Genomic DNA, 25,863 nt, shown 5'->3' with positions numbered 1-25,863 from the left:
TTCTCTGCACGATCCGGGGCAGCCCATGCGGGGAGCGAGGGATCAAGACCTGTCCCCGCCCGGCCCGATCGGGGCCGCTCGGCGGGGGCACGCCTTAGCTGTCATCTACAGGTTTAGCTCCATCGGACAAGTCGATCGATCAGGGCAACTGACCGGCTGAGGCCTTCTTCCCGGCACTGCGGATCATGAATCCGAAGATGATCCAGAAGATGCCGAAGACCACCGCGAAGATGCCGATGATCCAGGTCATGGTGACCAGGCTGAAGCCCGGGTGCACGGCGACCACGATGCCGAAAATGATGGCGATCGCGCCGACCGCGAGTCCCCAGATCCAGCCGCTGTTCTGTTTGCGGCTGCGGATGCTGGCGATGATCTCCAGCACACCGAGCACGATCGCCCAGATCCCGGCCAGGTAGACGAAGACCAGCAGGGTCTTGCCCGGCCAGAACAACAGCAACAGGCCGAAGACGAGGTCGACGATGCCGACGATGATGTGGAAGGCCATGCCTCCGGAACCGCGCTGGCGAATCGCGTCAACGATGGCGACGATGCCGTCGATGATGAACCAGATGCCGACGACGATGGCGATCGTCACCACGGTGGTGAGTGGGGCGGCGAAGGCGAGGATGCCGAGGATGATCGCCAGCACGCCGCGAATCACCGGCCAGTACCAGACCTTCTTGGCGAGGTCCCCGAAGGCGGATGCCTCAGGATCTACAAACGACACGGCGAAAGCTCCATTCTCGTTTTCCGACGGGGCTCCGTCAGGTTCTCTGCGGCCGTACCGACGGCACGGCCTTCTTCCTCAGCCTCAGATTCTGGCACCGTTGAGCGCGCCGGTCGGGGACGCCGCGCGGCGTGACCGGCACCGTACGTGGTGAATCGGCCGCCGGACCACGACGCCCTGTTCACCTTGAGCGAACCAGACTCAACCCTGGAATGCGGGCGTCCCGGGCGCGGTTGGAGCCGGCATGACCGACATCCAGAAGCTGCCCGTGCTCCCGCTCTCCGACTCGGTGGTGCTGCCGGGCATGGTGATCCCCATCGAGCTGGACGAGTCGGAGTCGCGGGCCGCCGTGGACGCAGCCCAGACCGCCGACGACCGGCTGCTGCTCGTCCCCCGACCCGACGGCCAATACGCGCCCGTCGGCACCATCGCCGAACTCGAACAGGTCGGCCGGCTGCCCAACGGCCAGCCCGCCGCCGTGGTCCGTGCGGAGTCCCGGGCCAAGATCGGTGCCGGCGTGATCGGCCCCGGCGCGGCCCTGTGGGTCGAGGTGCACGAGGTCGAGTCCGTCGTCAAGGACCCGGAACGCGTCGCCGAGCTGAGCCGGACCTACAAGTCCCTGGTCACGTCGATCCTGCAGCAACGCAACGCCTGGCAGATGATCGACTCGGTGCAGAAGATCACCGATCCCTCCCAGCTGGCCGACACGGCCGGATGGGCCCCCTATCTTGATCACGACCAGAAGATCGAACTGCTGGCCGAACCGGATGTGATCGTCCGGTTGGAGAAGCTGATCGACTGGACCAAGGACCATCTGACCGAGCAGGAGGTGGCCGAGCAGATCGCCACCGACGTCCGGGACGGGATGGAGAAGACCCAGCGCGAATTCCTGCTCCGTCAGCAGTTGGCGGCGATCCGCAAGGAGCTCGGCGAGGACGAGCCCGACGGCGCCGACGACTACCGGACGCGGGTCGAGCAGGCCGCACTGCCCGAGGACGTACGCAAGGCCGCGCTGACCGAGGTCGGCAAGCTGGAGCGTGCCTCGGAGCAGTCGCCGGAGTCCGGCTGGATCCGGACCTGGCTGGACACCGTGCTCGAGTTGCCGTGGAACGTGCGCACCGACGACTCGGATGATCTTGCTCGGACCCGGGAGATCCTGGACGCCGATCATGCCGGGCTGGACGATGTCAAGGAGCGGCTGGTGGAGTTCCTGGCCGTACGCCAGCGGCGCAACCGGCGCGGCCTGTCGGTGATCGGCGGCCGCGGTTCGGGTGCGGTGCTGTCCCTGGTCGGGCCGCCGGGCGTCGGCAAGACGTCAATCGGCGAGTCGGTCGCGCGGGCACTGGGACGCAAGTTCGTCCGGGTCGCGTTGGGCGGCGTACGGGATGAGGCCGAGGTCCGCGGACACCGAAGGACCTACGTCGGCGCCATGCCGGGCCGGATCGTTCGGGCCATCACCGAGGCAGGGTCGATGAATCCGGTGATCCTGCTGGACGAGATCGACAAGGTCGGCTCGGACTTCCGCGGCGATCCGGCGGCGGCGCTGCTGGAGGTGCTCGATCCGGCGCAGAACCACACCTTCCGCGATCACTACCTGGAAGTTGATCTTGACCTGTCCGACGTGTTGTTCCTGGCCACCGCCAACGTGATCGACACCATCCCGCAACCGTTGCTGGATCGGATGGAGGTCGTTGCCCTGGACGGCTACACCGAGGACGAGAAGGTCGCGATCGGCCGTGATCACCTGGTGCCGGACCAGATCGGCAAGGCCGGGCTGGAACCCACCGACGTCGAGATCGGCGACGAGGCGCTCGGCCTGATCGCCCGGGAGTACACCATGGAGGCCGGCGTACGGCAGTTGCAGCGCGCCATCGCCAAGGTGTTGCGCAAGGTGACCGTCCAGCTCGACCAAGCTGCCGAGCCGGATGATCATCAGCCGGTCGCGGTCACCCCGGACAATCTGAAGGACTACCTGGGTCGGCCACGATTCACCCCGGAGACGGCCGAACGCACCTCGGTCCCGGGCGTGGCGACCGGGCTGGCCGTCACCGGTGCCGGTGGCGACGTGCTCTTCATCGAGGCGACCGAGATGGACGGCGAGGCAGGTCTGGTGCTGACCGGTCAGCTGGGTGACGTGATGAAGGAGTCGGTGCAGATCGCCCTGTCCTACCTGCGATCCCGCGGGCAGGCCGGTGACCTGGCCGAGCACCGGATCCACGTGCACGTGCCGGCCGGTGCGGTGCCGAAGGACGGGCCGAGCGCCGGCGTCACGATGGTGACCGCACTCGCGTCGCTGGCATCCGGTCGACCGGTGAAGTCGACGGTCGGGATGACCGGCGAGGTCACCTTGCAGGGCAAGGTGCTGCCGATCGGCGGCGTCAAGCAGAAGCTGCTGGCCGCACACCGGGCCGGACTGACCGACGTGATCATCCCGAAGCGGAACGAGCCGGATCTGGACGATCTGCCCGATTCGGTGCGCGGGGCGCTGAACATCCACCCGGTCGGCGACGTCGGCGAGGTGCTGGCGATCGCGCTGGAGGACATCGCAACGTCCGCCGCGGTCCAGAACCCCCAGGCCGCCTGAGGCCGAGCGAAGATCAACTTCACGCCGGTCCGGTGATCAGTTGCCGGACCGGCGTCGGTCGGTTGACGATCCCGGACCGTCGCGCTGGACGGCGATGATCCAGCCGCAGCCAAGGACACAAATCGAGTTTGTGTGCTGAACGCCGACGCCATCGGGCGCGCCGATCTAGACTGAGCTCTCACACGGGGGTTCGTCATGTCGGCTCGGCTCAGCGTTCTGTCCGGAGGCTGCGCGACAGCAGCCGCTACGGTGCTGATCTTCGCCGTGTCGGCTGCCCCGGCCAACGCCCTGCCGGATTCGCCGGTGGTCTATCCGAGCGGATCGGCGGCGACGCCGACCAGCGGTTCGGGTTTCGACACCTGTACGGCGCCGTCGGCCGGTGCCCTCAGCGCGTGGAGCGGCAGCTCGCCGTACACGATCGTCAACATCTACTTCGGCGGCAACAACCGCGGCTGCAGCCAACCCAACCTGACCGCGGCATGGGTGCGGCAGGTGACCGCGGACGGCTGGAAGTTGCTGCCGACCTACTTCGGCTACCAGCCGTCCTGCATGGTCGGCTCGAAGCCACATCGCTACACCGCAAGCGATGCCGGCACCCGTGGCACCTCCGACGGCAACGACGCGGTGACCAAGGCGAAGACTCTCGGCCTGCTGCCCGGCAGCGCGCTCTACGCCGACGTGGAGCACTACGACCGCAGCGACAGTTCCTGCCGGACGGCCGTCCGACGGTACGTGTCCGCGTGGACGACGGCGTTGCACAAGGTCGGCTACCTGGCCGGTGTCTACGCCCACCAGGACTCGGGGATCCGCGATCTCGCCGACTCCTACAACTCGACCGGTTACGCCCGGCCGGACGCTGTCTGGATGGCCCGCTGGGACGGCAAGGCGACGGTCACGGATTGGCCGACGGCGCCCGACGGGTACTGGGCGAATACCCAACGAGCCAAGCAGTATCGCGGCGATCATGACGAGACCCACGGCGGCGTGAAGCTGAACATCGACAGCGACATCGTCAAGGCACCGGTCGCGACGGTGGCCCGCGATTACCGGGTCGTCGGTGCGTCGTCACTGAACGCCCGCAGCGGCCCGGGCACCTCCTACCCGATCACCCGGACCTACGCGTCGGGCGCGACGCTGCCGGTGATCTGCCAGGGCCTCGGCGAGAAGGTCGGCGGCACGTCGGTGTGGAATCGGCTGACCACCGGTGCGTGGGTCAGCGACCACTACACGAGCACGCCGTCCGACACCGGATTCTCCGCCGGACTGCCCCGCTGCGTCTATCCCGGCCAGGTCACCGCCGGCACGTCATTGACCGCCCGCACCGGACCGGGCACGTCGTACCCGAGCAGCGGCAGCGCCTTGCCGCGCGGCGCGCTGGCCTACGTGATGTGTCAGCAGCAAGGCTCGACGGTGCAGACGACGCGAGTCTGGAACCGGCTCGTCGACAACCGCTGGGTCAGCGACTACTACGTCGCGAACCGGTCCAACAGCAGCTGGAGTGCTCCGGTCCCCCGATGCCCCTGACGCCCCGGCACTGCCCGGCTGACATCATGCCGGCATGGGACCGTACTACTTCGAGGACTTCGCGGTTGGTCAGCAGTTCAGCACGCCGGGGCGCACCATCTCCGAGGCCGACGTAATGAGCTTCGCCGCCTGGACCGGGGACAACAACCAGGTGCACACCGATGCGGAGTTCGCTCGCAACACCCGCTACGGCAAGCGGATCGTGCACGGCATGCTCGGCGCATCGCTCTGCCTCGGGCTGATCTCGCGGATCGGGGTCTTCGAGGGCAGTTCGGTGGCCCTGCTCGGGATCGACAACTGGCGGTTCACCAACCCGGTCTTCATCGGCGACACTCTCACCTGCACGGTCGAGATCGTCGGCACCCGGTTGACCAGCAAGGGCAACACCGGCGTCGTACAACGCGAACTGAGGCTGGCCAATCAGCGCGGCGAGATCGTCCAGCAGGGCCGGATGGACATCTTGATCTTGACCCGAGCCAACGCGATCAGCTGAACTGCGCGCCGGACGCGATCACGAGACTCCGGGCCGAACGCGATCAGAGATCGACACCGTCGCCCGATCCACCCGCAGACTGCCGTCGATCACGTCGACCCACAGCCCGGCGCCGGGGCGCTGATAGGCGCGTACGTCGAGGGCGACGCCGTCCACGTAGAGGGTGAGGATGGTGTCGTCCACCACGATGTCGATGTCCAGGCTGTGCCCGGCTGCACGGTGAACGGACGTTCCGATCCCCGGTTGTCGTAGCGGTACCAGGGATAGTTGGGGACCCGATCGAAGTCGATCTTGTGCTCGCCCGGCCGGAAGGTGAAGGCGTACCCGTCGGTTCCGGTCGGGTCGGTGAACAGCCGAATTGCGAAGCTGCGCAGGGATTCCGGCCGCAGCCGTAGGTTGATCAAGAATGCGCCGCCGTCCGGCAGGTCGGCCAGTTGCTGCCCGGATCGGCCGTCCGGCGAACTCAGCTGCACCGGCTCGTTGATCAAGTGCGTGGTCCGAGGCAGCGCGCACCGTACGGTTTCGGGGATTCGTACGCCCAGCGAGCGGTCCGGTCGTTGGTAGACCTCGTGCACCACCAGCGTCCCGCCCCACTGCCACGCACCAAGATCATCTTCGTGCTCCTTGGTCGGTACCCAGCCGAACAGGTAGCGATGATCACCGTCGGATGCCGACCGGGCGGCGTAGTAGGCGCGTCCGTCGAAGGCGTCGTCGATCGGGGCGGTCCACGGGCCGTGCAGACTCTCACTGCTGCGATAGCCGGTCTTGCTGCGATCGCTGTACTCGGTGGTCAGCAGATACCAGCGATCCCCCATCCGGAACAGATCCGGCATCTCGTGCATGGTGTAGAGATCGGGTGCCCAGAAGTCGCCCCGAAAGTCCCAGTGATCAAGATCGGTCGAGGTCAGCCACACCGTACGGCCGGTCACCGCTCGCTGGTCGGATCGCTGCCGGGCACCGAGAATCATCACCCAGCGGTCGTTGTCCTCGTCCCGCAGCACGAACGGATCGCGCCAGTTGTCGGGGTCGTAGCCCGGCTGTGGCGCAACCAACTCGCCGGCGATCTTTGGTCCACGACCTCAGGTCGTCGCTGATCGCATGCATCAACACCTGAGCAGGCTTTCCGTCCGCCGGATAGTGCCGGAGTGCTGGTAGTAGCTCCGGGCACCGTCTCACCGGCTCCCGGGACGGGTACGGCGACGAACATCTCGGTCATTCTGCTGGCTGGTAGGTCACCGCCGACCTTAGCCAGTAGAGCGTCGCCCGCGGCGGCATATTGGGCGGCGAATGTCGGTGGGCCGAGACAGGATGACAAGCACGCCGCCGCGACAGAGTGGCCGACCGACCGAGCACAACCGGAGGCGTGATTGCCGAAGGTTGCTGCAGGAACAGGGGAAAACGATGACGAACTGGCAGAACCTGCCCGAGGTGGTCTCGGCAGAACAATGGCTGACCGCACGCAAACGCCTGCTGGAGCAGGAGAAGGAGCTCACCCGGCTGCAGGACCGGGTCAACGCGGACCTGCGCCGACTGCCCATGGTGCGCATCGACAAGCCGTACACATTTGACGGCCCGACCGGCACCGTGAGCCTGCTCGATCTGTTCGAGGACCGGCCACAGTTGGTGATGCATCACTTCATGTTCGCCCCCGAGTGGGACGAGAGTTGTTCCAGTTGCGCCTCCGCCGCCGACGGCATCGGCAAGCTACGCCAACTTCACGCGCGGAACACGACGCTGGTCGCGGTGTCCCGCGCTCCGTACGAGAAGCTCGCCGCGTTCGCCGAGCGGATGGGCTGGACGTTCCCGTGGTACTCGTCGGCCGGCAGCGACTTCAACTACGACTTCCACGCAACCATCGATGACCGCGTCGCCGAACCGATGGTGCACTTCCGTACCAAGGCTGAACTGATCCGGGCCGGTTCCCCGCTGGCCGAGACGATGAACGGCGAATGGCCCGGGATCAGCACGTTCCTGCAGGTCGACGGCGAGGTCTTCCACACCTACTCCACCTACGGTCGCGGCATCGAACGATTCCACTACCACATCCCCTATCTCGACCTCACGGCTCTCGGCCGGCAAGAAGCCTGGGAAGAGCCTCGCGGCCGAGCCGAGCCGCTGGAGATGCAGGTCGGCCACGCCAACATGCGGTTGCTTGATCACGATGACCGAGCCTGAGTGATCATCGCGTCGCGTACGTTGACCTCATGCCCATCGGTAACGAACGCCAGTCGGTCCGCGAGCAGTACGGCCGAGAGACCGGTTTGACCACCCGGATGTCGATCTGGCAGCCACCGGCCGACGGGATCACCCCGCAGGACATCGCCGTCGAGATCTTGCGGGCCGCCGACCCGAAGTCGCTGCTGGAGATCGGCTGTGGGACCGGTCTGCTCGCCGAGCGGATCAGCCGCGAGCTTCCCGGCACCGACGTGTTGGCGACGGATCAGTCCGAGCGGATGGTGGAGTTGACCGCCGAACGCGGCGTTGCTGCCCAGGTCGTCGATGCCGACGACCTGCCGTTCGACGATGATCGCTTCGAGGCGGTGCTGGCAGCCTGGATGCTCTACCACGTTCCTGATCTTGATCGCACCCTCGCCGGGGTACGCCGGGTGCTGCGGCCCGGCGGCAGCTTCGTGGCGATCACGAACGGTGATCACCATGCCGGCGGCCTGCTGGCGGCGGCCGGTGCGCCGTTGCTGATCACCCAGTTCAGTTCGGAGAACGGCGAGGCCGCGCTGCGGCGCCACTTCGATCGGGTCGAGGCGTGCGAGGTCACGCCACTCGCGGTGGCCGATCACCAACGAGCACAGGAATATCTCGCCTCGTTCGACGCCGAGCTGGCCGCCAACCTGCCGCCGTACGAGGGGGAACGCAGCTACCCGGGAGCGGTGACCCTCTTCACCGCTCGCTGATCAGAGCTCAGTTCTCCAACGCCGCCAGCTGACCGCAGGCCGCGGCGATCTCCTGGCCGCGGGTGTCGCGTACGGTGCAGGCCACGCCGCCGGCGTTGACCCGGCGGACGAACTCGCGCTCCACCGGCTTCGGGCTGGCGTCCCACTGCGATCCCGGTGTCGGGTTCAGCGGGATCACGTTGACGTGCACCAACTGGCCGAGGTGCTGGCGCAGTCGCTCGGCCAGCAGGTCGGCCCGCCACGGCTGGTCGTTGACGTCGCGGATCAGCGCGTACTCGATGGAGACCCGGCGCCCCGACGTGTCGGCGTAATAGCGCGCGGCCTGGAGCACCTCGTCGACCGACCAGCGGTTGTTCACCGGGACCAGGGTGTCGCGCAACTCGTCGTCGGGCGTGTGTAGCGAGACCGCCAGCCGGACCTGCATCCTCTCCTCGGCCAGCTTGCGGATGGCCGGCGCCAGACCGACCGTGGACACGGTGACCGAGCGCTGGGAGATGCCCAGCCCGGCCGGCGCCGGTTCGGTGATCCGGCGGACCGCGGCGACCACCCGCTTGTAGTTGGCCAGCGGCTCGCCCATGCCCATGAAGACGATGTTGGACAGCCGGCCCGGAGTCGGTACGCCGGTCGAGTCGGGCATCAGCCCGTCCCGCATCACCGCGGCGGCCGAGCGGACCTGATCGACGATCTCGGCGGTGGACAGGTTGCGTTCCAGCCCGCCCTGACCGGTGGCGCAGAACGGGCAGGCCATTCCGCAGCCGGCCTGACTGGAGATGCACAGCGTGGCCCGATCCGGATAGCGCATCAGCACGCTCTCCAGCAACGTCCCGTCGTGGGCCCGCCACAGCGTCTTGCGCGTGCTTCCGTCATCGCAGGCCAGCGCCCGGATCTCGGTCAACAGCGGCGGCATCAGCTCGGACACCAGCCGATCCCGGGAGCCGGCGGGGATGTCGGTCATCTGCGCCGGATCAACCGTGAGCCGGGAGAAGTAGTGGTTGGACAGCTGCTTGGCCCGAAACGGCTTCTCCCCCAGCGCTGCGACTCGCTCGGCTCGTTCCTCGGGCGTGAAGTCGGCGAGATGCTTCGGCGGCAGGCCGCGTTTGGGCGCGTCGAAAACGAGGGGAAGAGAAGTCATGGCCTTGGCATTCTCCCATGTCGATCGGGCCCGGCGAAGTTGATCACGACCGTGCCACGCCTGCTCCCTCCCGATGCTCAGTCGCCAGAGATGCGATCGGACTGTGCATCTGATGCAGTATCATCTGATGCATGCGCACAACGTTGACGGTAGATGATGATGTCCTGCGGGCGGTGAAGGAACGAGCCGCGCGGGAACACCGAACCGCCGGCGAGGTCCTGTCGGAGCTCGCGAGGCAGTCGCTCACCCGATCAGCTACCCACTCCGCGCGGACCGAAGAAGCCCGTTACGGCTTCCGTCCGCTACCACACCGCGGCGGAGTGGTGACCAATGAACTCATCGACGACATCCGCGACGACGAGGCGCTGTGACCGCGCTCCTCGACGTAAATGTCCTGTTGGCACTCTTCGACTCCGACCACGTCGGCCACGCCACGGCCTGGGAGTGGCTCGACGCGGAGATCGACGATGGTTGGGCAAGTTGCGCGATCACCGAGAACGGATTCATCAGGATCATCAGCCAGCCCAGGTATCCCCATCCGATTCCGCCGGCGCAGGCCATCGAGTTGCTGGCGGAGGCAACCGCTACCGAACAGCATTCCTTCTGGGCAAGTGACGTCACCGTCACGAGTCGAGATCACATCGACCCGTCGCATCTGCTGAGGTCCCCGCAGATCACGGACAGCTACCTCCTGTCGCTCGCCGTCGAGCACGATGGCCGGCTGGTCACCTTCGACCAGTCGATCGAACTCGATTCCGTTCCGCGAGCCACTGCCGAACACCTGATGGTGTTGTGAGATTGGTCCGTTGACTTCTGCGGCAGCAGGATTCGCGGAAGTCCAACTGGATCCCGGCGAGTGGCCTCTACCATCGGGTCCATGATCAGGGTCGGTATATCCGGCTGGACCTACCCGCCGTGGCGCGGCAGCTTCTACCCGAAGGGTCTGCCGCACAAGCAGGAGTTGGCGTACGCCGCCGAGCGGATGAACTCGATCGAGATCAACGGCACCTTCTACTCCCTGCAACGGCCGTCGAGCTTCGCGCTCTGGCGTCAGCAGACGCCCGACGACTTCGTCTTCTCGGTCAAGGGCGGCCGATTCATCACCCACATGAAGCGACTGCTGGACCCGCGCGCGTCCCTGGCCAACTTCTTCGTCTCCGGCCTGCTGGCGCTGGGCCCCAAGCTCGGCCCGATCCTGTGGCAGCTGCCGCCGAACTTCGGCTACGCCCCCGGCCGGCTGGCCGACTTCTTCACCGCACTGCCCCGCACCCACGGCGAGGCGGTCGCGATCGGCGCCGACCATGATCAAAAACTGACCGGGGACCGGGTGCTGCTCACGGCGGAGGATCCCGAGCAACCGATCCGGCACGCGCTCGAGGTCCGCCACGACAGTTTCAAGACCCCGGGGTTGCTGGATCTGCTTCATGATCATCGGATCGCGATCGTGATCGCCGACACGGCCGGCAAGTGGCCGCAGATCGAGGAACTGACCGCAGACTTCGGCTATGTCCGGCTGCACGGTGCCGACGAACTCTACGTCAGCGGCTACACCGACGAGGGTCTTGACAGCTGGGCGAGGAAGATCAACTTCTGGAGCCGCCAGGCCCCGGATTTCTTTGTGTACTTCGACAACGACGTGAAGGTCCGGTCCCCCTACGATGCGATGGCGCTGGCCGAACGTCTCGGCATCGCAGGGCGGACCGGACCCTGACCGGCAGGTCAGCTCTTGGTTTCCCAGTACTGCCAGCCCTCCGACTTGGTCGGGAAGTTGATCACTCCGCTCCGCAGGTTCTTGATCTGGCAACCCTTGGAAGTGGTGACCTGGTGCCACTTCTTCCAGGAGACCCGCTTGCCCCAGGAGACGTAACGCACGTGGCCGTACTTCCCCTTCGAGATCGCGTGCTCATAGGTATGGGTCGCCGAGGTCGAGTTCGTCTTGGTCAGGGAGGAACTGACCGAGACCTTCGCCTTGGCGAAGACGGTTCCGACCTCGGCCTCCGCACCCGCCGTCACGTTGTAGCTGACGCTGCCGGAGTAGGACTTGGAGACGACGATCTTGCCGCCCTTTCCGTCCTTGAACTGCTTGACATGCTTGAAAGGCATCGCGACCTGCGTCGCGTGCAGCGTGTAGCCGGTCTTGTCAGGACACATTGCCTGCGCGGGCGCGGCGGTGGCGACGACCAGGCCGCCGGCGGTCAGTGCGGTGGCTGCGATCGACGCGATGATCTGTTTCTTCATTCGGGTCCTTCTCGGAGGGTCCCAGCCGCCATCGGCGCACGCGAGCGTGCGTGCGCTGTTCATGGCGTCCTGGGATGACGGATGCAATCGTCCGCCCCACCGGATGGACGCCCATGTTGTTGATCCATGTACCGGGTGGGTCGGCGTGGGAAAGCATGGACTGCCAGGGGGTCACTCCTTCCCCTGACTCATGCACGTCCCGGGACGCTCAGTGTGCTGAGCTGGTGCGATCCAGGAGTTGTCGCTGCAGGATCTCGGCCACCCAGTCCTCGAACTGTTGGGGCGACCAGCCGGACTCCTGGACGAACTCACGATAGACACCTGCCGCGGCCAGCGCGCGATAGACCGCCTGCGCCCGCGCCAACGGCATGGTCAGCGCGTCGCCGAGGGAGGCGATCATGGCGTCCATCACCTGGTTCCGACCGGCCAACTTGGAACGCAGCAACTCGCGGGTCTCCGGGCTGTCGTCGGTGGCCGCCTCGAAGATCAACACCACGTCGAATCCGGCCTCGTACAGGGCTCGGAGCCAGGACGCCGCCCCCTGCAACCGGCGCTTCGGGTCCGGTTCTGCGAGCACCTGTGCCGCTCGGTCGCGTACGCCGGCACGCTCCAGCCACTGCTCGCAGATCATTGAGAGGATCTCGCGTTTGCTGCCGAACGCCGAGTAGACGGTCCGATCGGCGACCCCGGCCTCGGCCGCGATCGCGGCCATGCTGGTTGCCCCGTAGCCAAGCTCGGCGAACAGCCTCCGGGCGGCCTCGGCGATCCGATCCCTGGTGGCCGCCGCCTGCTGTTGGCGATAGCTCGGCCGTCGATCGGCACTCACCGCAGCCGAACTCGACGACGTCCGCCCGGTTGACCTCTTGACAGCCTGCTCCACGCGGAGGACAGTAGCACTACATTCATTGCAGTGGTACTGCACTCACAACAGATTTACTGCATCAATGGCCTGAGGAGGCTTTCCCATGGACACCATCACCCCGCTCCGCCGGATGTTCGCCGAGGGGTTCGCCACCGGCGACACCGCGATCGTCGACGAGTTGTGCGCGCCGGACCTGATCGAGCATCAGTTCGGGCTGGCCGGCCGCGGCCCGACCGCGATCCAGAAGGTCAAGGACGCGATCCGCGACGTGCACACCGCGATTCCCGACCTCGAATTCACCGTCGAGGACTGGGCCGAGAAGGACGGCACGACCTGGATCCGGGTGCGGGTCACGGCGACTGCGACCGGCCCGTTCTTCGGACCGCCCAGTGGGCGGCCGGTCGACATCACCGTGGTCGACATCGCCCGAGTCGTCGACGGCCGGATCGTCGAACACTGGGGCGTCCCGGACCGGTTCGCCCTGCTCGCCCAGACCGGCGTGCTGGATCGTCTCGCCCGGCCGGAGCGGGTGGCCTGACTGGGGCACCGTCGATCCCAGGGGCCGGCACGGCACCGTGGTCGCGTCGGCAGATCGATGTTGCTCGACCGAGGCTCGGGTCGGGGTGGATCGCGAAGATGCTCAACGCGGCATCCTCCATGCGTCCGGCCGGACGAACTTGCGTGATGATGGCGCGGGAATCGCGCCCTCGGAGCTGCACCTTCGTCACGCAAGTTGATCTTGGTGACTGGACCCGGACTCCACCTGTGGTTGGAAACCGGCCACCGCAGACGGATAGCCGCACCTGAACCCGACTGCGGCACCCGAACAGCCCGGCTCAACGCACAGCCGCACCACTTAGCGCCAGCCGCACCAGTTGCAACCGGTGCGGCTGGCGCCAAGTGGTGCGGCTGTGGCTGGGGCTGAGATGGGGCGAGGTCAGCCGGCGACCAGCAGGTACATGATCAACCAGGCGACCGGGGCGGCCAGCAGCAGCGAGTCCAGCCGGTCCATCACACCGCCGTGACCGGGCAGGAAGTTGCTCATGTCCTTGATGCCGAGATCGCGCTTGATCAAGGACTCGACCAGATCACCGAGGGTGCCGACGACGACCAGGCACGGACCCAGGACGAGCCCGACCCACCAATGCGTGTCCAAACCGAAGACGGCCATCAGGATCGCTGCGGTGGTTGAGAAAACGACCGATCCGGCCAGTCCCTCCCAGGACTTCTTCGGGCTGATCACCGGGGCGAGCTTGTGTTTGCCGAACAACACCCCGCCGACGTAGCCGCCGAGGTCACTCATCACCACCACCAGGATGAAGGTGACCACCCGCGGCACACCGTGATCGTCGGTCAGCATCAGTGTCACGAAGGAACCGAGCAACGGCACGTAGGCGATCAGGAACAGACTGGCCGACGCGTCGGCCAGGAAACCGTCCGAGCCGCGCGGCATCCGCCAGGCCAGCGACACGATCGCGGTCAGCCCGAGCACTCCCAGTAGCACCGCGTTGGCGGCCAGCCGTTCGCCGTTGCCGTTGATCGACGGCACGTACGGGGCCAGGTAGGGAAAGATCACCGCGCAGCCGGTGCCGACCGCGATCGGGATCGCCGAGGTCCGGATCCCGCGGCGGCGGAAGTTCTGGCCCAGTTCGATGGTGGCCAGGATGGTCAGCGCGGCCATGATCAGGATGAAGCCGAACCGGAAGAACGCCAACGAGGCGACCACCGCCGCCCCGAGCAGTACGCCGGTGATGGTCGCTGCTCTCAGGTCCCGGCCGGCCCGGCCGTAGTCGGCCTTGTCGTGATGCCCCCAGTCCGGCAACGCAACGCCACCGGACTCTACGCTCGGCGGCTGAGCTGCCGACCCCGGACCGTCAACAGCTGCGGGACCTTCGACGGGGTCAGGGGCAGGGCCGCCGGGTGAATTCAACTCCGGATCCTGATCGGGTTCGCCGGGTGAGTTCGGCTCGGGAGTCACTCAGACCTCGAGGAGTTCTGATTCCTTGTGCTTGAGCAGGTCATCGATCGAGTCGGTGTGCTTCTTGGTCACCGAATCGAGCTGCTTCTCGGCGCGAGCGGCCTCGTCCTCGCCGACCTCGGAATCCTTGACCAGCTTGTCGATGCTTTCCTTGGCGGTCCGCCGCACGCTCCGCACCGAGACCCGGGCCTCCTCGGCCTTCGTCTTCGCCAACTTGATGTATTCGCGGCGACGTTCCTCGGTCAACTCCGGCATGGTGACCCGGATGACGTTGCCGTCGTCGGTCGGGTTGACACCGAGATCGGAGTCGCGGATCGCCTTCTCGATGCCGGCCATCGCGGAGCGGTCGTACGGAGTGATCATGATCATCCGAGCTTCCGGCACGTTGAAGCTGGCCAGCTGCTGGATCGGGGTCGGGGTGCCGTAGTAGTCGGCGGTCAGCTTGGAGAACATCGCCGGATGCGCCCGGCCGGTCCGGATCGCGGCGAACTCCTCCTTGGCGTAATCGATGGCCTTGGCCATCTTCTGTTCGGCGTCAGAGATGATGTCGGCGATCACAGTAGGTCTCCTGGTGAGCGTGCTGGTTGGCGGTTCGTTCTTCTCGTACGCGGTGAGGCTACCGGGCGGTGCCGCCGGCGTCAGGCATGCACCGCGGTACCGATCTTCTCACCTGCCACCACGGCCTCGATGCTGCCCTCCTCGTCCAGCCCGAAGAAGATCATCGGCAGCTTGTAATCACGCGCCATGCTGATCGCGGTGGCGTCGGCGACCTTGAGGTCGCGGGCGAGGAATTCGTCGTAGGTCAGCTCATCGAACTTGACCGCGGCCGGGTTGTGCCGCGGGTCGGAGTCGTACACCCCGTCCACGCCCTGCTTGCCCATCAGCAACACCTCGGCGCCGATCTCCAGCGCCCGTTGCGCGGCCACCGTGTCGGTGGAGAAGTACGGCATCCCCGAGCCGGCGCCGAAGATCACCACCCGGCCCTTCTCCAGATGCCGTTCGGCCCGGCGCGGGATATAGGGCTCGGCGACCTGACCCATGGTGATCGCGGTCTGCACCCGGGTCTGGACGCCCTCCTTCTCGCAGAAGTCCTGCAGGGCAAGGCAATTCATCACCGTGCCGAGCATGCCCATGTAGTCGGCCCGATCACGTTCCATCCCCCGCTGCTGCAGCTCGGCGCCGCGGAAGAAGTTGCCGCCGCCGACCACGATCGCGACCTGGACGCCACGCTCGGCGACCGCCCGGATCTGCTTGGCGACGCTGGACACCACATTCGGGTCGACGCCGACCTGGCCGCCGCCGAACACCTCACCGGAGAGCTTCAGCAGTACGCGCTTGTACGGACCATCGGTCATCTTGTGGCCTCCTGGGGGTTCTCGGGAGTTCGGCTGGAAGTTCGGCTGCGGGTGAACGTGCGGTCAGAGGGCCGGCACGATTCTGACATCGTGCCCGGACATGAAACATGCGCTGTGCGACACCGATTGTTGTGTCTCACAGCGCATGTTCCCAAGCTAATCAGAGGGTGCTTTCAGTTACCGGCTTCGAACCGCACGAAACGGGTGACCTTGACGCCGGCGGCCTCGAGCTGCTTGCCGACGGTGGTCTTCTGATCGGTGACCGACGGCTGCTCCAGCAGCACGACCTCCTTGAAGAAGGAGTTCACCCGGCCCTCGACGATCTTCGGCCACGCCTGCTCCGGCTTGCCGGACTCCTTGGCGTTCGCAGCGGCGATCTCGCGCTCCTTGTCGACCACGTCGGCCGGCACCTCGTCGCGGGTCAGGTAGCCCGGACGCATCGCGGCGATCTGCCGGGCAGCGGCCTTGGCGGCCTCGGCGTCCGTGCCCTCGTACTCCACCAGGACGCCGATCTGCGGCGGCAGGTCGGGGTCGCGACGGTGCAGGTAGACGGCGTGCTGACCGGCCACGTACGCGGCATCGCTGAGCTCCAGCTTCTCGCCGATGGTCGCCGCCAGCGCGGTAACCGCCTCGGCGACGGTGCCGCCGGTCCGCAGCGTCGCGGCGTTGGCCGCCTCGACACTGTCGGCCTTGGCCACCGCGGCCGCGGCCACGATCTCGCCGGCCAGCGCCTGGAATTCGTCGTTCTTGGCGACGAAGTCGGTCTCGGCGCCGAGCTTGATCAGCGCACCGCCGGCTTCGGCGACCAGGCCGTTGCTCGCGGACCGTTCGGCACCACGCTTGGCCGCCTTGGCCGCGCCGGAGACCCGGAGCAGCTCGATGGCCTTGTCGAAGTCGCCGTCGGCCTCGACGAGGGCCTTCTTGGCGTCCATCATGCCGGCGCCGGTCGCATCCCGGAGCCGCTTCACATCAGCAGCGGAAATGTCTGCCATGACTCTTGGTTGTCCTCGTTCTCTTCGGGTGACGGATCAGTTCTCGGGACGGTCGGAATCGGCGGCGTCGGCAGCAGCCTCGGCGTTCTCGGCCGCGACGGCCGGCGTCTCGTTGGCCGGGGTGAGGGCCTCGGCTTCGGCGACGGCGCTCTCGGCGCCTGCACTGTCGGCGCCTGCACTGTCGGCCTGAGCGCTGTCGGCGCTGTCGGCCTGGGCGCCTTCGGTGCCCTGGCCCAGCAGCTCACGCTCCCAATCGGGCATCGGCTCGTTGGTGGCCTCTTCCTCGCCGGTCTGGCCGCCGGAGCGCGACATCAGGCCGTCGGCCACCGCGTCGGCGAGCACCCGGGTGAGCAGCGAGACCGAACGAATCGCGTCGTCGTTGCCCGGGATCGGGAAGTCGACCTCGTCGGGATCGCAGTTGGTGTCGAGGATGGCGATCACCGGGATCCGGAGCTTGCGGGCCTCGTCGACGCCCAGGTGCTCCTTCTTGGTGTCGACGATCCAGACTGCCTGCGGGGTCTTGGCCATGTCGCGGATGCCGCCGAGAGTCTTCTCCAGCTTGTCCTTCTCGCGGCGCAGACCCAGCAGTTCCTTCTTGGTCAGACCGGAGGCGGCGACATCGTCGTAGTCGATGCCCTCCAGCTCCTTGAGCCGCTGGACCCGCTTGATCACGGTCTGGAAGTTGGTGAGCATGCCACCCAACCAGCGCTGGTTCACGTACGGCATGCCGACCCGGGTGGCCTGCTCGGCGATGGCTTCCTGGGCCTGCTTCTTGGTGCCGACGAAGAGGATCTGGCCGCCACGGGCGACGGTCTCCTTGACGAACGCGTAGGCGCGGTCGATGTAGGTCAGCGACTGCTGCAGATCGATGATGTAGATGCCGTTGCGCTCGGTGAAGATGAACCTCTTCATCTTCGGGTTCCAACGGCGGGTCTGGTGACCGAAGTGGACGCCGCTCTCCAGGAGCTGGCGGGTGGTTACGACCGGCATGCGGTCTGCCTCCTGCGTTTCAGCCGGACACGGTACGGGGACCGGTCCGGACGACGGTTGTCGGCGCCGAGTGACGACGCCCCTGACGCACACGCGCCGCCGAACTCAGCCCGCAGTCCTGGGTTGTTGCTCCCCGGAGTTGTGGCAGAGACCGTCGTTGCCGCCCGGCCCGATGGGCCGAAAAGTGTGCATGCGAAGTCAGCCCGCGAAGGGCTGCTGCGCACACTTTACGCTGTCCGGCTCGGCAGTGAGAAATCGCCGCCGCCGAGCGCGACGTCCGGGAAACCCGGGCCCGAACCCGTTCGGACCCGGGCACCGCGCAGTCTGTGAGTTCCGGCCGATTCCCCGGATTCGAGGAGCTTACGCACCCACACCTGCCCGCGGATGAACGCAACCTCCTGGAATCCCCGGTCGGGGTGGGTCGCCGTCCCGCCGAGGCGCCCCCGTTTTCCACAGGGCGAAACGAGGTTCGAAGCGTCATCCACAGCCCCGGCCACTTCGGCCGAAAATGCGGAATGTAGGGGCATGAGGCGCTTCTGGATCCACAGCCGGCTCGTCGTCGGAGTCCTGCTGATCGGCGTGTTGGCCGTGGTCGCGCGCGCGGCACCGGCGGCCGCAGATCCGCTGCAGACCGCCCGGTCCGGTCTGCCGGAGCAGACGAGCTGGCCACTGGCCGGCAGTCCGGACGTCGTCCGCGGGTTTGATCCGCCCGCCCAGCAGTGGGGTGCCGGGCACCGCGGCGTCGACCTGTCCGGTTCGCCCGGAGCGCCGGTGTTGGCGGCGGCGGCCGGCACGATCAGTTACGCGGGCATGCTGGCCGGGCGCGGTGTGATGGTGGTCGATCACGGCTCGTTGCGGACGACCTACGAGCCGGTGACCGCGATCCTGCCGGTGGGCACAAAGGTCCGCGCCGGGCAGCAGATCGGCACTTTGGCGGCCGGCCACTGCGGCCAGGACACGTGTCTGCACTGGGGTCTGAAACGCGGCGACAGTTATCTCGACCCTCTCCTGCTCGGTCCGCAGCAGAGCGGTCCGGTCGGCGCAGTCGGCAGCGGCGAGTACCGGCTGTATCCGGCCTCGGAACGGCAGGCCGTGACCGAACGGCTGCAGCAGCGGCCGGCGGCCGCGGCGACGATCCCGTCGGCGGGCGGCACCGACGGACCGCTCGGGGCAGCCGGATCGCACGGCTTCAGCTTCCCGGTCGCGGCCTCGATCACGTCGCCGTACGGGATGCGGTTCCATCCGGTGCTGCACGTCTACAAACTGCACGACGGCACCGACTTCGGCGCCGCCTGCGGCACTCCGATCAAGGCGCCGTACGCCGGCACGGTCAGCGCGGCGTACTTCAACGCCGGCTACGGCAACCGGCTGATGCTGGATCACGGCGTAGTGGACGGTCGCCGGGTGGTCTCCGGCTTCAACCACGCGACGTCCTATCGGGTCGGTGTCGGTGATCGAGTGGCGAAGGGTGAGGTGATCGGCTACGTCGGCACCACCGGCTACTCGACCGGCTGTCACCTGCACCTGATGGTCTGGCTGAACGGCCAGATGGTCAATCCGATGAGTTGGTACTGAGGTGCGCGGAGATCCAATGAGGTTAACCCAGACCGTGATGATCGGCCCACAAGCCCGCCGCCCGATCGGCGGCGACCGAGATGAGTGCGGCCAACTCCGGCCGGTCCGGGACTCGGAAGGAGACGTACGCGCCCCGGCCGCCGGCGACCGGTCGACCGTAGGCCTTGGCCGCGAGATGACCGTCCGGCAGCCGTCTGACGTTGAGGGTCAGCAGCTGGAACTCCTCACCTCGGCGGGTGTCCGTCCATTGGAGGTGTTCGGGGATCGTGACATTGATGGCCAGGGCGCTGATCTCGACATCGCTGCTCGGCATGTCCCGATCATGCCAGGATCGCCGGCGCCGGATCCCCGGACTCGTTTGAGTCCGGACCGTTACCGCGCGGGCCGACCTGGCCGCTTAGCCTGGATCCACCGATTCCGGCTGCTGCGCGTCACCATACGGGCGTGCTGGCGGCGTTGCCGCCCCTCGCGTTACGCCCGGTAGCCCTTCGCGGCGGCGCCTTGCCAGCCCACCCGTCTGGTGCCGCTCGCGACGCCGCAAATCGGTGGATCCAGGCTTAGCCGACCCGTGCGATCTGCTCGGCGCGGCGTGCCTTGAAGGTCTCGACCGGCCAGCACAGGCCGCCGCCGTAGCGGATCAGCTGCGGATGGTGTTCGGCATCGCGCTCGAGCACCTCGACCCGCTCGCCGACGGGACCGCCGCCGGCCTCGGGCGCCAGCGCGAGCGTGTCGTCGTCGACCACCGCCAACTCGTCCCAGTCCTCGGTCGGGTTGAGACTTCCGCCGCTCAGCCCGACCAGTCGGCCGCCGAGGACCGCGATGTCGGTCACACCCCAGAGGTTGGCGAACCGGCCGGTGTAGCGGGAGGGGTCGATGCCCTTGGCGAGCTTGGACTCCGCGGGTGCGGCTTCGGCAAGATCGAGCAGCTTGATGATCCCCTCGGCCAGCGAGGCCGCCGGTCCGCCGAGGCAGTTGGTGAGCACCGCAACCACTGCGCCGCCGACCGGATCGATGTTGGTGCGGGTGATGTGGCCCGGATAGCCGCCGCCGTGGCCGATCCACTCGCGGTCGCCGATCTTGGTCAGGTCGATCCCGAGCCCGTAGCGGCCCTGGTCCTTGCCGTGGGAGCTGATGGAGCTCTCCATGCGCTGCATCAGCCGCTTGCTGCCGTCGCTGATCAACTCCTCGGCGCCGAAGAAGTGCGCCGCGCCGTAGCGGGTCAGGTCGGCGGCGGTGGAGTAGAAGCCGGTTGCCGCCGCCATGCCGGCGGTGTCGATGTGACCGATCGCCAGCCGCTCGTCCCGGCCGGACAACAGGGCCGAGTGGCCCGCCGCGTAGTCGGCCTTGCGGGCGGGGTCGTACTCGGGGCCGGTGTCCTTCAACCCGAGCGGTTCGATGATGTGCTCGCCGACGTAGTCGTGGTAGCTCTGCCCGCTCGCCACCTCGATCGCCAGGCCGACCAGCGAGAAGCCGACGTTGGAGTACTTGTAGTGCTCGTTCGGCGCGTACACCCGGCCGTGATCACGACACAGCTTGATCAACTCGGCCCGGTCGGGGAAGGGCCGCATCAGCTGCCAGAAGTCGGTGTCCTTCCCGTCGCGGATGACTCCGCCCTGGTGGCCGAGCAACTCGCGGATCGTCACGCCGCCGACCTGGCTGTCGGACAGTTCGGGCACCCAGCTGTCGATCCGATCGTCGAGCCTGAGCTTCGACCGCTCGACCAACTGCATCACCGAGGTCGCGGTGAACGTCTTGGAATGGGACGCGATGCGGAAGAGGTGGTCGGTCCGCAGCGGCTGCCCGGCCCGCTCGTCGGCAAACCCGAACGCTCGGGAACAGACGAGTTCGTCGCCGATTCGGATGGCGACCTGCACCCCAGGGGTCCGGGTGAGATCGCGCTGCAACTCGATCCAGGACTCGATGTACGGCAGTGCCTGCTTGACCGTCTCGACGTCGTAGCCACTCGTCATCCTCGCCACTCCCCTGTCCGAAATTCCGCTCCGAAAGCCCTGTCCGGAAGCCGGCGACCGCCGTCGGCCATGCCGCGCCGGTCAGGATTTCATGATCAGCGCGGCTTGCCGAGCCGATTGTTGGCGCAGCACGACTTGCCGAGCGGATGGTTGGGTGACGGCTCAGGCGCGGGGATGCGCCTGTTCGAAGGCGCGGCGCAGCCGATCGGTGGTCACGTGGGTGTAGATCTGGGTGGTCGCCAAGGACGAGTGGCCGAGCATCTCCTGCACGCTGCGCAGGTCGGCCCCACCCTCCAGCAGATGCGTGGCCATTGCGTGCCGCAGCCCGTGCGGTCCCAGGTCGGGTGCTCCGTCGGTGACGTCGAACGCCCTGTGCACGACGCGTCGGACCACCCGCGGGTCGATCCGGGCGCCGCGCTCGCCGAGGAACATCGCCTGGGCCGAACTCGGTCCGGCGATCACCGTTCGCCCCTCGGCCAGCCAGCGTTGCTGCGCGCGCAGGGCGGGCAGACCGACCGGGACGCTGCGTTCCTTGCTGCCCTTGCCGAAGACCCGCAGCACCTGCCGATCGGTGTCCAGGTCGGCGAGGTCGAGGCCGCAGAGTTCGGAGACCCGGATGCCGGTGGCGTAGAGCGTCTCCAGGATCGCGACGTCGCGGACGCCGACTGCTCGCCGGATCCTGCCCTGGTCGCCGGCTCCGCTGCCCTCGACGGCGACGTCGTCCCGATCGCGTCCGACGTCGTCGGTCCGGCCGGCCTCCTCGGCTCGTTCGATCGCCGCGGCGAGCATGGCCGCGGCCGACTGTTGGTCGACCGTGGCCGGCAACCGGCGCTGCTTCTTCGGCGATTTCAGCCCCGCGGCCACGTTGCGGTTGGTCCGTTCGGTGTGGTGGGCCCACTCCCAGAAGACCCGCACTGCGGCCGACCGACGCTGCACACTCGCGCGAGCCGCGCCGGAGGATTGTTGCTGAGCCAGCCAACTGCGCAGATCGGTCAGCTCGGCGTCGTCCAGGTCCTCGATGCCGAGCCGGTTCAGGTGCGCCAGCAGACTCTGCAGGTCGCCCAGGTAGGCCCGCACCGTGTGCTCGGACAGTCGTCGTTCGGCACGCAGATGTCGCTCGTAGTCGGCCAGCACCGCGACGTAGCAGTCCGGCAGCTCCGTCCGCGCCTCGATCTCGGCCATTCGTCCACCCTCGCCCCGCCACGACTTCCCGGCAAGTCGCCACACCGCGAGCAGGATGTACCGGCCGCTGTCCGAGCCCACGGTGTCCGTGATATCCAAGTGCCCATGACCGAATCCAGCGGCGCCGCCGCCCAGGACGTTGCCGACCAGTCCGATCAGAATCCCGCCGTCCCGGAGGTGCCCGAGCCCGCGCCCTCCGACGAAACCGCGTCCGACGAGACGCCGGTCGCGTTCGATCCGCCGGAACGGATCTTCGTCGGCGGTTACACCGAGGAGATGGGCGGCTCGGCGACCGGGCTGACCGCCTACGACGGCGCCCCCGATGACGGCGTGCCCGCGCAACTCGCCGCACTCGGGCTGGGCTCACCGTCGTACGTGATCAAGCACCCGGACGAGCCCTGGCTGTTCGTCGTGCACGAGCGGACACCCGGCCAGGTATCCGCGGTCCGCTACGACGACAACGGTCTGCACCTGATCAACACCGTTGCCAGCGACGGCGACGGTGGCTGCCATCTCGCCTTCGACCACAGCGGCAACTTCGTCGTGGTGGCCCACTACACCAGCGGCTCGATCGCCAGCTTCAAGATCGAGGACAACGGCGCACTGTCGGAGCGGATCGGGCTGCTGGAGTTCGAAGGCTCCGGCCCGGATCCCGAACGGCAGGACGCGGCGCACGCGCACCAGGTGGTCAGCGTCGGACAGGCGCTGCTGGTGCCGGATCTCGGCACCGACTCCGTGCACCTCGTGCTGATCGACGACGAGGGAAACCTGAGCCCGGCCGGCGACTCGATCGCGCTGCCGGCCGGGTCGGGGCCGCGGCACCTGGTGCTGTCCGGTCAGCATCTGGTGGTCGCCTGCGAACTGTCGGCCACCCTGTGGGTCAGCGCCCTGGACGCGGAGGTGGGTGCCGAGGGCGTCACGGTGCCGGCGTCGACCAAGCAGACCGACGAGCGGATCTACCCGTCCGGAATCGCCGTGCTCGGTGACCAGGTCGTCGTCGCCAACCGGGGTGCCGACACCGTCAGCGTGTTCACGCTCGACGCATCGGGCACGCCGCATCCGCTGGTCGAGATCGATTGCGGGGGTCGCTGGCCCCGAGACGTCGCCGTCGACGGTGAGCAGCTCTGGATCGCCAACCAGGAGAGCAACAACGTGACGGTGATCCGGCCGGCACGAGTCAGCAACAAGCCCGAGGACTGGCAGACGGTGCTGCAGCTGCCGACGCCGTCGCCGGCTTGTGTCGTGCCGACCCGGTAGCGTTCTCGGACCTCTCGCCGACGGCTCGTCGCCAGCACGTCCGTGCAACGTCCATGATCAACAATTCAGGAGCAACCGTGGCCAAAGCATCCCGCAGACGTGACGCCCGACCGGCCGTGCAGGGCGACGACCGCCTCGGCGAGAGTGTCGCCATCGTCGGCGGCCGGGTGGTGCCGGTGAACGGCCCGGCTGTCGACGGCGGCCGGGTGTTGATCAAGGACGGCAAGATCGCTGCTGTCGGCACCTCGGTCAAGATCGGTGCCGACACCACGGTGATCGACGCAACCGGGAAGTGGGTGCTGCCCGGCTTCCTGGAATCGCACGGCCACGTCGGCGTACACGAGGAAGGCAACGGCTGGGCCGGCAACGACACCAACGAGATGACCGATCCGGTCGGTGCACGGTTCCGCGCGCTGGACGCGATCAACCCCGCCGACGAAGGCTTCCGCGACGCGCTGTCCGGAGGCGTCACCTCGGTAGTGATCAAGCCCGGATCCGGCAATCCGATCGGCGGTCAGACGGTCGCGGTCAAGACCTGGGGCCGGATCGTCGACGAGATGTTGATCAAGCAACCGGTCAGCGTGAAGTCGGCGTTGGGCGAGAATCCCAAGCGGGTGTACGGGGACAAGAAGCAGACACCGTCCACTCGGCTGGGCGTGGCCTCGGTGATCCGGGACGCGTTCATCGCCACCCAGGACTATCTCGTCCGCCGGGAGCAGGCCGAGACCGACGGCAAGCCGTTCACCCGTGACTCCAACTACGAGATCCTGGCCGAGGTGCTGGCCGGCGAGGTCCCGTGGTGCCAGCACACCCATCGGGCCGACGACATCGCGACCGCGATCCGGCTGTCGGAGGAGTTCGGCTACCGGCTGGTGATCAATCACGGCACCGAGGGTCATCTGATCGCCGATGTGCTGGCCGAGAAGGACATTCCGGTGATCATCGGCCCGCTGTTCACCTCCCGCAGCAAGGTCGAGGTGAACCAGCGGCACCTGCGCAATCCCGGCCTGTTGGCCGAGGCCGGAGTGAAGATCGCGATCACCACGGACCACCCCGTGGTGCCGATCAACTTCCTTGTCTACCAAGCGATTCTGTCGGTCAAGGACGGCCTGGATCGGGACACGGCGCTGCGGGCACTGACCATCAACCCGGCCGAGATGCTCGGGCTGGACGACCGGGTCGGGTCCCTGGAGGTCGGCAAGGACGGGGACGTGGTGATCTGGAGCGGCGATCCGCTGGACATCATGAGCCGAGCCGAGCAGGTGATCGTCGACGGCCGGCCGGTGTACGAGTTCGATCACGATCAGGGCATCGGCGTGACCGCCGACCCGTATACGCTTCTGCGCCGGGACGTCTCGGCTCCCGATGACGCAGCAGCCAGGAAGTCCAGGAGAGCACGACGGTGAGCGAGCAGGAAACCCCACAGCGCAAGGATGATTCGACCGGTTCGGCCACCAGTGTGTCGGACCTGATCACCGGCGGCACCGTGCTGCCGATCACCCGCTGGGGCGAGCCGGTGATGCACCGGGTGTCGCAGCCGGTGACCCGGTACGACGCCGAGCTGCACACCCTGATCCGGGACATGTTCGCCACCATGGAGGCAGCCGACGGCGTCGGGCTGGCCGCTCCGCAGGTCGGTGTTGATCTTGCTCTGTTCGTCTACGACTGCCCGGACGAGGACCGGCGACGACATATCGGCGTCTTCTGCAACCCGGAGATCACGCTGCCGGAGGGCAAGGATCGCCAGCTCGACTACGTCGACGAGGGCTGTCTGTCGCTACCGGGCGCGTACATGGAGTTGGCTCGTCCGGACTTCGCCACCTGCTCCGGGCAGGACGCCTTCGGCAACGACATCACCGTCGAGGGCCACGGCTACTTCGCCCGCTGTCTGCAACACGAGACCGATCATCTGAACGGCACCGTGTTCGGCGATCGGCTCGCCTCCCGCGCCCGCAAGAAGCTCTACGCCCAGCACCGCGACCTGGCCTCCCGCTACCCCGCCGACTGGCCCGCCTCCCCGAAACTCGGCACCCTCTAGCCGACTTGTCAGAAGGTAGTTGGGTTATAGGCCAACTACCTTCTGACAAGTCGGCTG

The 25,863-nt window shown here is 67.3% G+C and carries 26 protein-coding genes; 13 read left to right on the top strand and 13 right to left on the bottom strand.

All coding sequences use genetic code 11. The features are described from left to right. Positions 1–139 precede the first annotated feature (139 nt). A complete protein-coding gene (locus tag FOE78_RS10485; protein ID WP_143986234.1) occupies positions 140–727 on the bottom strand; it encodes an HdeD family acid-resistance protein in 588 nt (195 codons plus the stop codon). Between the two features lie 244 nt (positions 728–971). Between FOE78_RS10485 and lon the strand changes: the two genes are divergently transcribed. The 3 genes from lon to FOE78_RS10470 all read left to right on the top strand — a co-directional run bounded on the left by lon (position 972) and on the right by FOE78_RS10470 (position 5,328). Then, positions 972–3,311 carry an endopeptidase La gene (gene lon / locus FOE78_RS10480; RefSeq protein ID WP_210414915.1) on the top strand — a complete coding sequence of 780 codons (2,340 nt, stop codon included), beginning with the start codon at positions 972–974 and terminating at the stop codon, positions 3,309–3,311. 249 nt (positions 3,312–3,560) lie between these two features. Further along, entirely contained in the window at positions 3,561–4,835 is a 1,275-nt protein-coding gene (locus tag FOE78_RS10475) for a glycoside hydrolase domain-containing protein (RefSeq protein WP_228266145.1), read from the top strand. A 34-nt stretch (positions 4,836–4,869) separates the two neighbouring features. Then, a complete protein-coding gene (locus FOE78_RS10470) occupies positions 4,870–5,328 on the top strand; it encodes a MaoC/PaaZ C-terminal domain-containing protein (protein ID WP_143986232.1) in 459 nt (152 codons plus the stop codon). A gap of 89 nt (positions 5,329–5,417) precedes the next feature. On the opposite strand, the gene FOE78_RS10465 is transcribed toward FOE78_RS10470, so the two are convergent. Beyond that, positions 5,418–6,380, bottom strand: a complete 963-nt coding sequence (locus FOE78_RS10465) for a glycoside hydrolase family protein (RefSeq protein WP_168207463.1) — start codon at positions 6,378–6,380, stop codon at positions 5,418–5,420. A gap of 349 nt (positions 6,381–6,729) precedes the next feature. On the opposite strand from FOE78_RS10465, the gene FOE78_RS10460 reads away from it, so the two are divergent. Next, positions 6,730–7,503 carry a DUF899 domain-containing protein gene (locus FOE78_RS10460; RefSeq protein WP_143986230.1) on the top strand — a complete coding sequence of 258 codons (774 nt, stop codon included), beginning with the start codon at positions 6,730–6,732 and terminating at the stop codon, positions 7,501–7,503. Positions 7,504–7,532: 29 nt separating this feature from the next. Beyond that, positions 7,533–8,237, top strand: coding sequence for a class I SAM-dependent DNA methyltransferase (locus FOE78_RS10455; protein WP_143986229.1), 705 nt, complete (start codon positions 7,533–7,535; stop codon positions 8,235–8,237). 7 nt (positions 8,238–8,244) lie between these two features. Here FOE78_RS10455 and rlmN read toward each other — a convergent pair whose 3' ends face one another. Then, the gene (gene rlmN / locus FOE78_RS10450; RefSeq protein WP_143986228.1) at positions 8,245–9,369 is read right to left on the bottom strand and encodes a 23S rRNA (adenine(2503)-C(2))-methyltransferase RlmN; all 1,125 of its coding nucleotides are present in this window, start codon (positions 9,367–9,369) and stop codon (positions 8,245–8,247) included. 131 nt (positions 9,370–9,500) lie between these two features. Here rlmN and FOE78_RS10445 point away from each other — a divergent pair, with 131 nt between their 5' ends. The 3 genes from FOE78_RS10445 (at position 9,501) to FOE78_RS10435 (ending at position 11,080) form a co-directional block, all read left to right on the top strand. Then, a complete protein-coding gene (locus FOE78_RS10445) occupies positions 9,501–9,740 on the top strand; it encodes a ribbon-helix-helix protein, CopG family (protein ID WP_143986227.1) in 240 nt (79 codons plus the stop codon). Beyond that, positions 9,737–10,165 carry a TA system VapC family ribonuclease toxin gene (locus FOE78_RS10440; RefSeq protein WP_143986226.1) on the top strand — a complete coding sequence of 143 codons (429 nt, stop codon included), beginning with the start codon at positions 9,737–9,739 and terminating at the stop codon, positions 10,163–10,165. The genes FOE78_RS10445 and FOE78_RS10440 overlap by 4 nt, the downstream gene beginning before the upstream one ends. 81 nt (positions 10,166–10,246) lie before the next feature. Next, complete coding sequence (locus FOE78_RS10435) at positions 10,247–11,080, top strand: DUF72 domain-containing protein (protein ID WP_143986225.1); 834 nt, start codon at positions 10,247–10,249, stop codon at positions 11,078–11,080. A gap of 8 nt (positions 11,081–11,088) precedes the next feature. On the opposite strand, the gene FOE78_RS10430 is transcribed toward FOE78_RS10435, so the two are convergent. Both FOE78_RS10430 and FOE78_RS10425 read right to left on the bottom strand, forming a co-directional pair. Beyond that, complete coding sequence (locus FOE78_RS10430; protein WP_143986224.1) at positions 11,089–11,607, bottom strand: hypothetical protein; 519 nt, start codon at positions 11,605–11,607, stop codon at positions 11,089–11,091. 208 nt (positions 11,608–11,815) lie between these two features. Further along, on the bottom strand, positions 11,816–12,433 hold the full coding sequence (locus FOE78_RS10425; protein ID WP_143986223.1) for a TetR/AcrR family transcriptional regulator: 618 nt from the start codon (positions 12,431–12,433) through the stop codon (positions 11,816–11,818). A 139-nt stretch (positions 12,434–12,572) separates the two neighbouring features. Between FOE78_RS10425 and FOE78_RS10420 the strand changes: the two genes are divergently transcribed. After that, a complete protein-coding gene (locus FOE78_RS10420) occupies positions 12,573–13,007 on the top strand; it encodes an ester cyclase (protein WP_143986222.1) in 435 nt (144 codons plus the stop codon). A 399-nt stretch (positions 13,008–13,406) separates the two neighbouring features. Here FOE78_RS10420 and FOE78_RS10415 read toward each other — a convergent pair whose 3' ends face one another. The 5 genes from FOE78_RS10415 to rpsB all read right to left on the bottom strand — a co-directional run bounded on the left by FOE78_RS10415 (position 13,407) and on the right by rpsB (position 17,784). Beyond that, positions 13,407–14,291, bottom strand: a complete 885-nt coding sequence (locus FOE78_RS10415) for a phosphatidate cytidylyltransferase (RefSeq protein ID WP_143986221.1) — start codon at positions 14,289–14,291, stop codon at positions 13,407–13,409. 156 nt (positions 14,292–14,447) lie between these two features. After that, a complete protein-coding gene (gene frr, locus FOE78_RS10410; protein ID WP_210414995.1) occupies positions 14,448–15,002 on the bottom strand; it encodes a ribosome recycling factor in 555 nt (184 codons plus the stop codon). Between the two features lie 83 nt (positions 15,003–15,085). Continuing rightward, positions 15,086–15,802: a UMP kinase gene (gene pyrH, locus FOE78_RS10405; RefSeq protein WP_143986219.1), complete on the bottom strand. Its 717-nt coding sequence runs from the start codon at positions 15,800–15,802 to the stop codon at positions 15,086–15,088. 173 nt (positions 15,803–15,975) lie between these two features. After that, positions 15,976–16,794: a translation elongation factor Ts gene (gene tsf / locus FOE78_RS10400; protein WP_143986218.1), complete on the bottom strand. Its 819-nt coding sequence runs from the start codon at positions 16,792–16,794 to the stop codon at positions 15,976–15,978. Between the two features lie 36 nt (positions 16,795–16,830). Further along, positions 16,831–17,784: a 30S ribosomal protein S2 gene (gene rpsB / locus FOE78_RS10395; protein ID WP_143986217.1), complete on the bottom strand. Its 954-nt coding sequence runs from the start codon at positions 17,782–17,784 to the stop codon at positions 16,831–16,833. A 525-nt stretch (positions 17,785–18,309) separates the two neighbouring features. On the opposite strand from rpsB, the gene FOE78_RS24150 reads away from it, so the two are divergent. After that, positions 18,310–19,359, top strand: coding sequence for a peptidoglycan DD-metalloendopeptidase family protein (locus tag FOE78_RS24150; protein ID WP_228266144.1), 1,050 nt, complete (start codon positions 18,310–18,312; stop codon positions 19,357–19,359). A gap of 22 nt (positions 19,360–19,381) precedes the next feature. Here FOE78_RS24150 and FOE78_RS10380 read toward each other — a convergent pair whose 3' ends face one another. The 3 genes from FOE78_RS10380 to FOE78_RS10370 all read right to left on the bottom strand — a co-directional run bounded on the left by FOE78_RS10380 (position 19,382) and on the right by FOE78_RS10370 (position 22,511). After that, positions 19,382–19,672 (bottom strand): hypothetical protein, encoded by a 291-nt coding sequence (locus FOE78_RS10380; protein ID WP_143986216.1) that lies wholly within the window; start codon positions 19,670–19,672, stop codon positions 19,382–19,384. Between the two features lie 244 nt (positions 19,673–19,916). Continuing rightward, the gene (locus FOE78_RS10375; protein WP_143986215.1) at positions 19,917–21,329 is read right to left on the bottom strand and encodes a serine hydrolase domain-containing protein; all 1,413 of its coding nucleotides are present in this window, start codon (positions 21,327–21,329) and stop codon (positions 19,917–19,919) included. A 162-nt stretch (positions 21,330–21,491) separates the two neighbouring features. Continuing rightward, entirely contained in the window at positions 21,492–22,511 is a 1,020-nt protein-coding gene (locus tag FOE78_RS10370; RefSeq protein WP_143986214.1) for a tyrosine recombinase XerC, read from the bottom strand. Positions 22,512–22,616: 105 nt separating this feature from the next. Here FOE78_RS10370 and FOE78_RS10365 point away from each other — a divergent pair, with 105 nt between their 5' ends. The 3 genes from FOE78_RS10365 to def all read left to right on the top strand — a co-directional run bounded on the left by FOE78_RS10365 (position 22,617) and on the right by def (position 25,806). After that, entirely contained in the window at positions 22,617–23,768 is a 1,152-nt protein-coding gene (locus FOE78_RS10365) for a lactonase family protein (protein ID WP_168207462.1), read from the top strand. A 77-nt stretch (positions 23,769–23,845) separates the two neighbouring features. Further along, entirely contained in the window at positions 23,846–25,174 is a 1,329-nt protein-coding gene (locus FOE78_RS10360) for an amidohydrolase (protein WP_228266143.1), read from the top strand. A 113-nt stretch (positions 25,175–25,287) separates the two neighbouring features. Beyond that, complete coding sequence (gene def / locus FOE78_RS10355; RefSeq protein ID WP_266095032.1) at positions 25,288–25,806, top strand: peptide deformylase; 519 nt, start codon at positions 25,288–25,290, stop codon at positions 25,804–25,806. The last annotated feature ends 57 nt before the right edge of the window (positions 25,807–25,863 follow it).

The sequence above is a fragment of the Microlunatus elymi genome (genome assembly GCF_007362775.1).
Taxonomy (GTDB): domain Bacteria; phylum Actinomycetota; class Actinomycetes; order Propionibacteriales; family Propionibacteriaceae; genus Microlunatus; species Microlunatus elymi.
The sequence above is the reverse complement of the archived record's forward strand: the minus strand, read 5'-3'. Positions and strand labels throughout refer to the sequence as shown.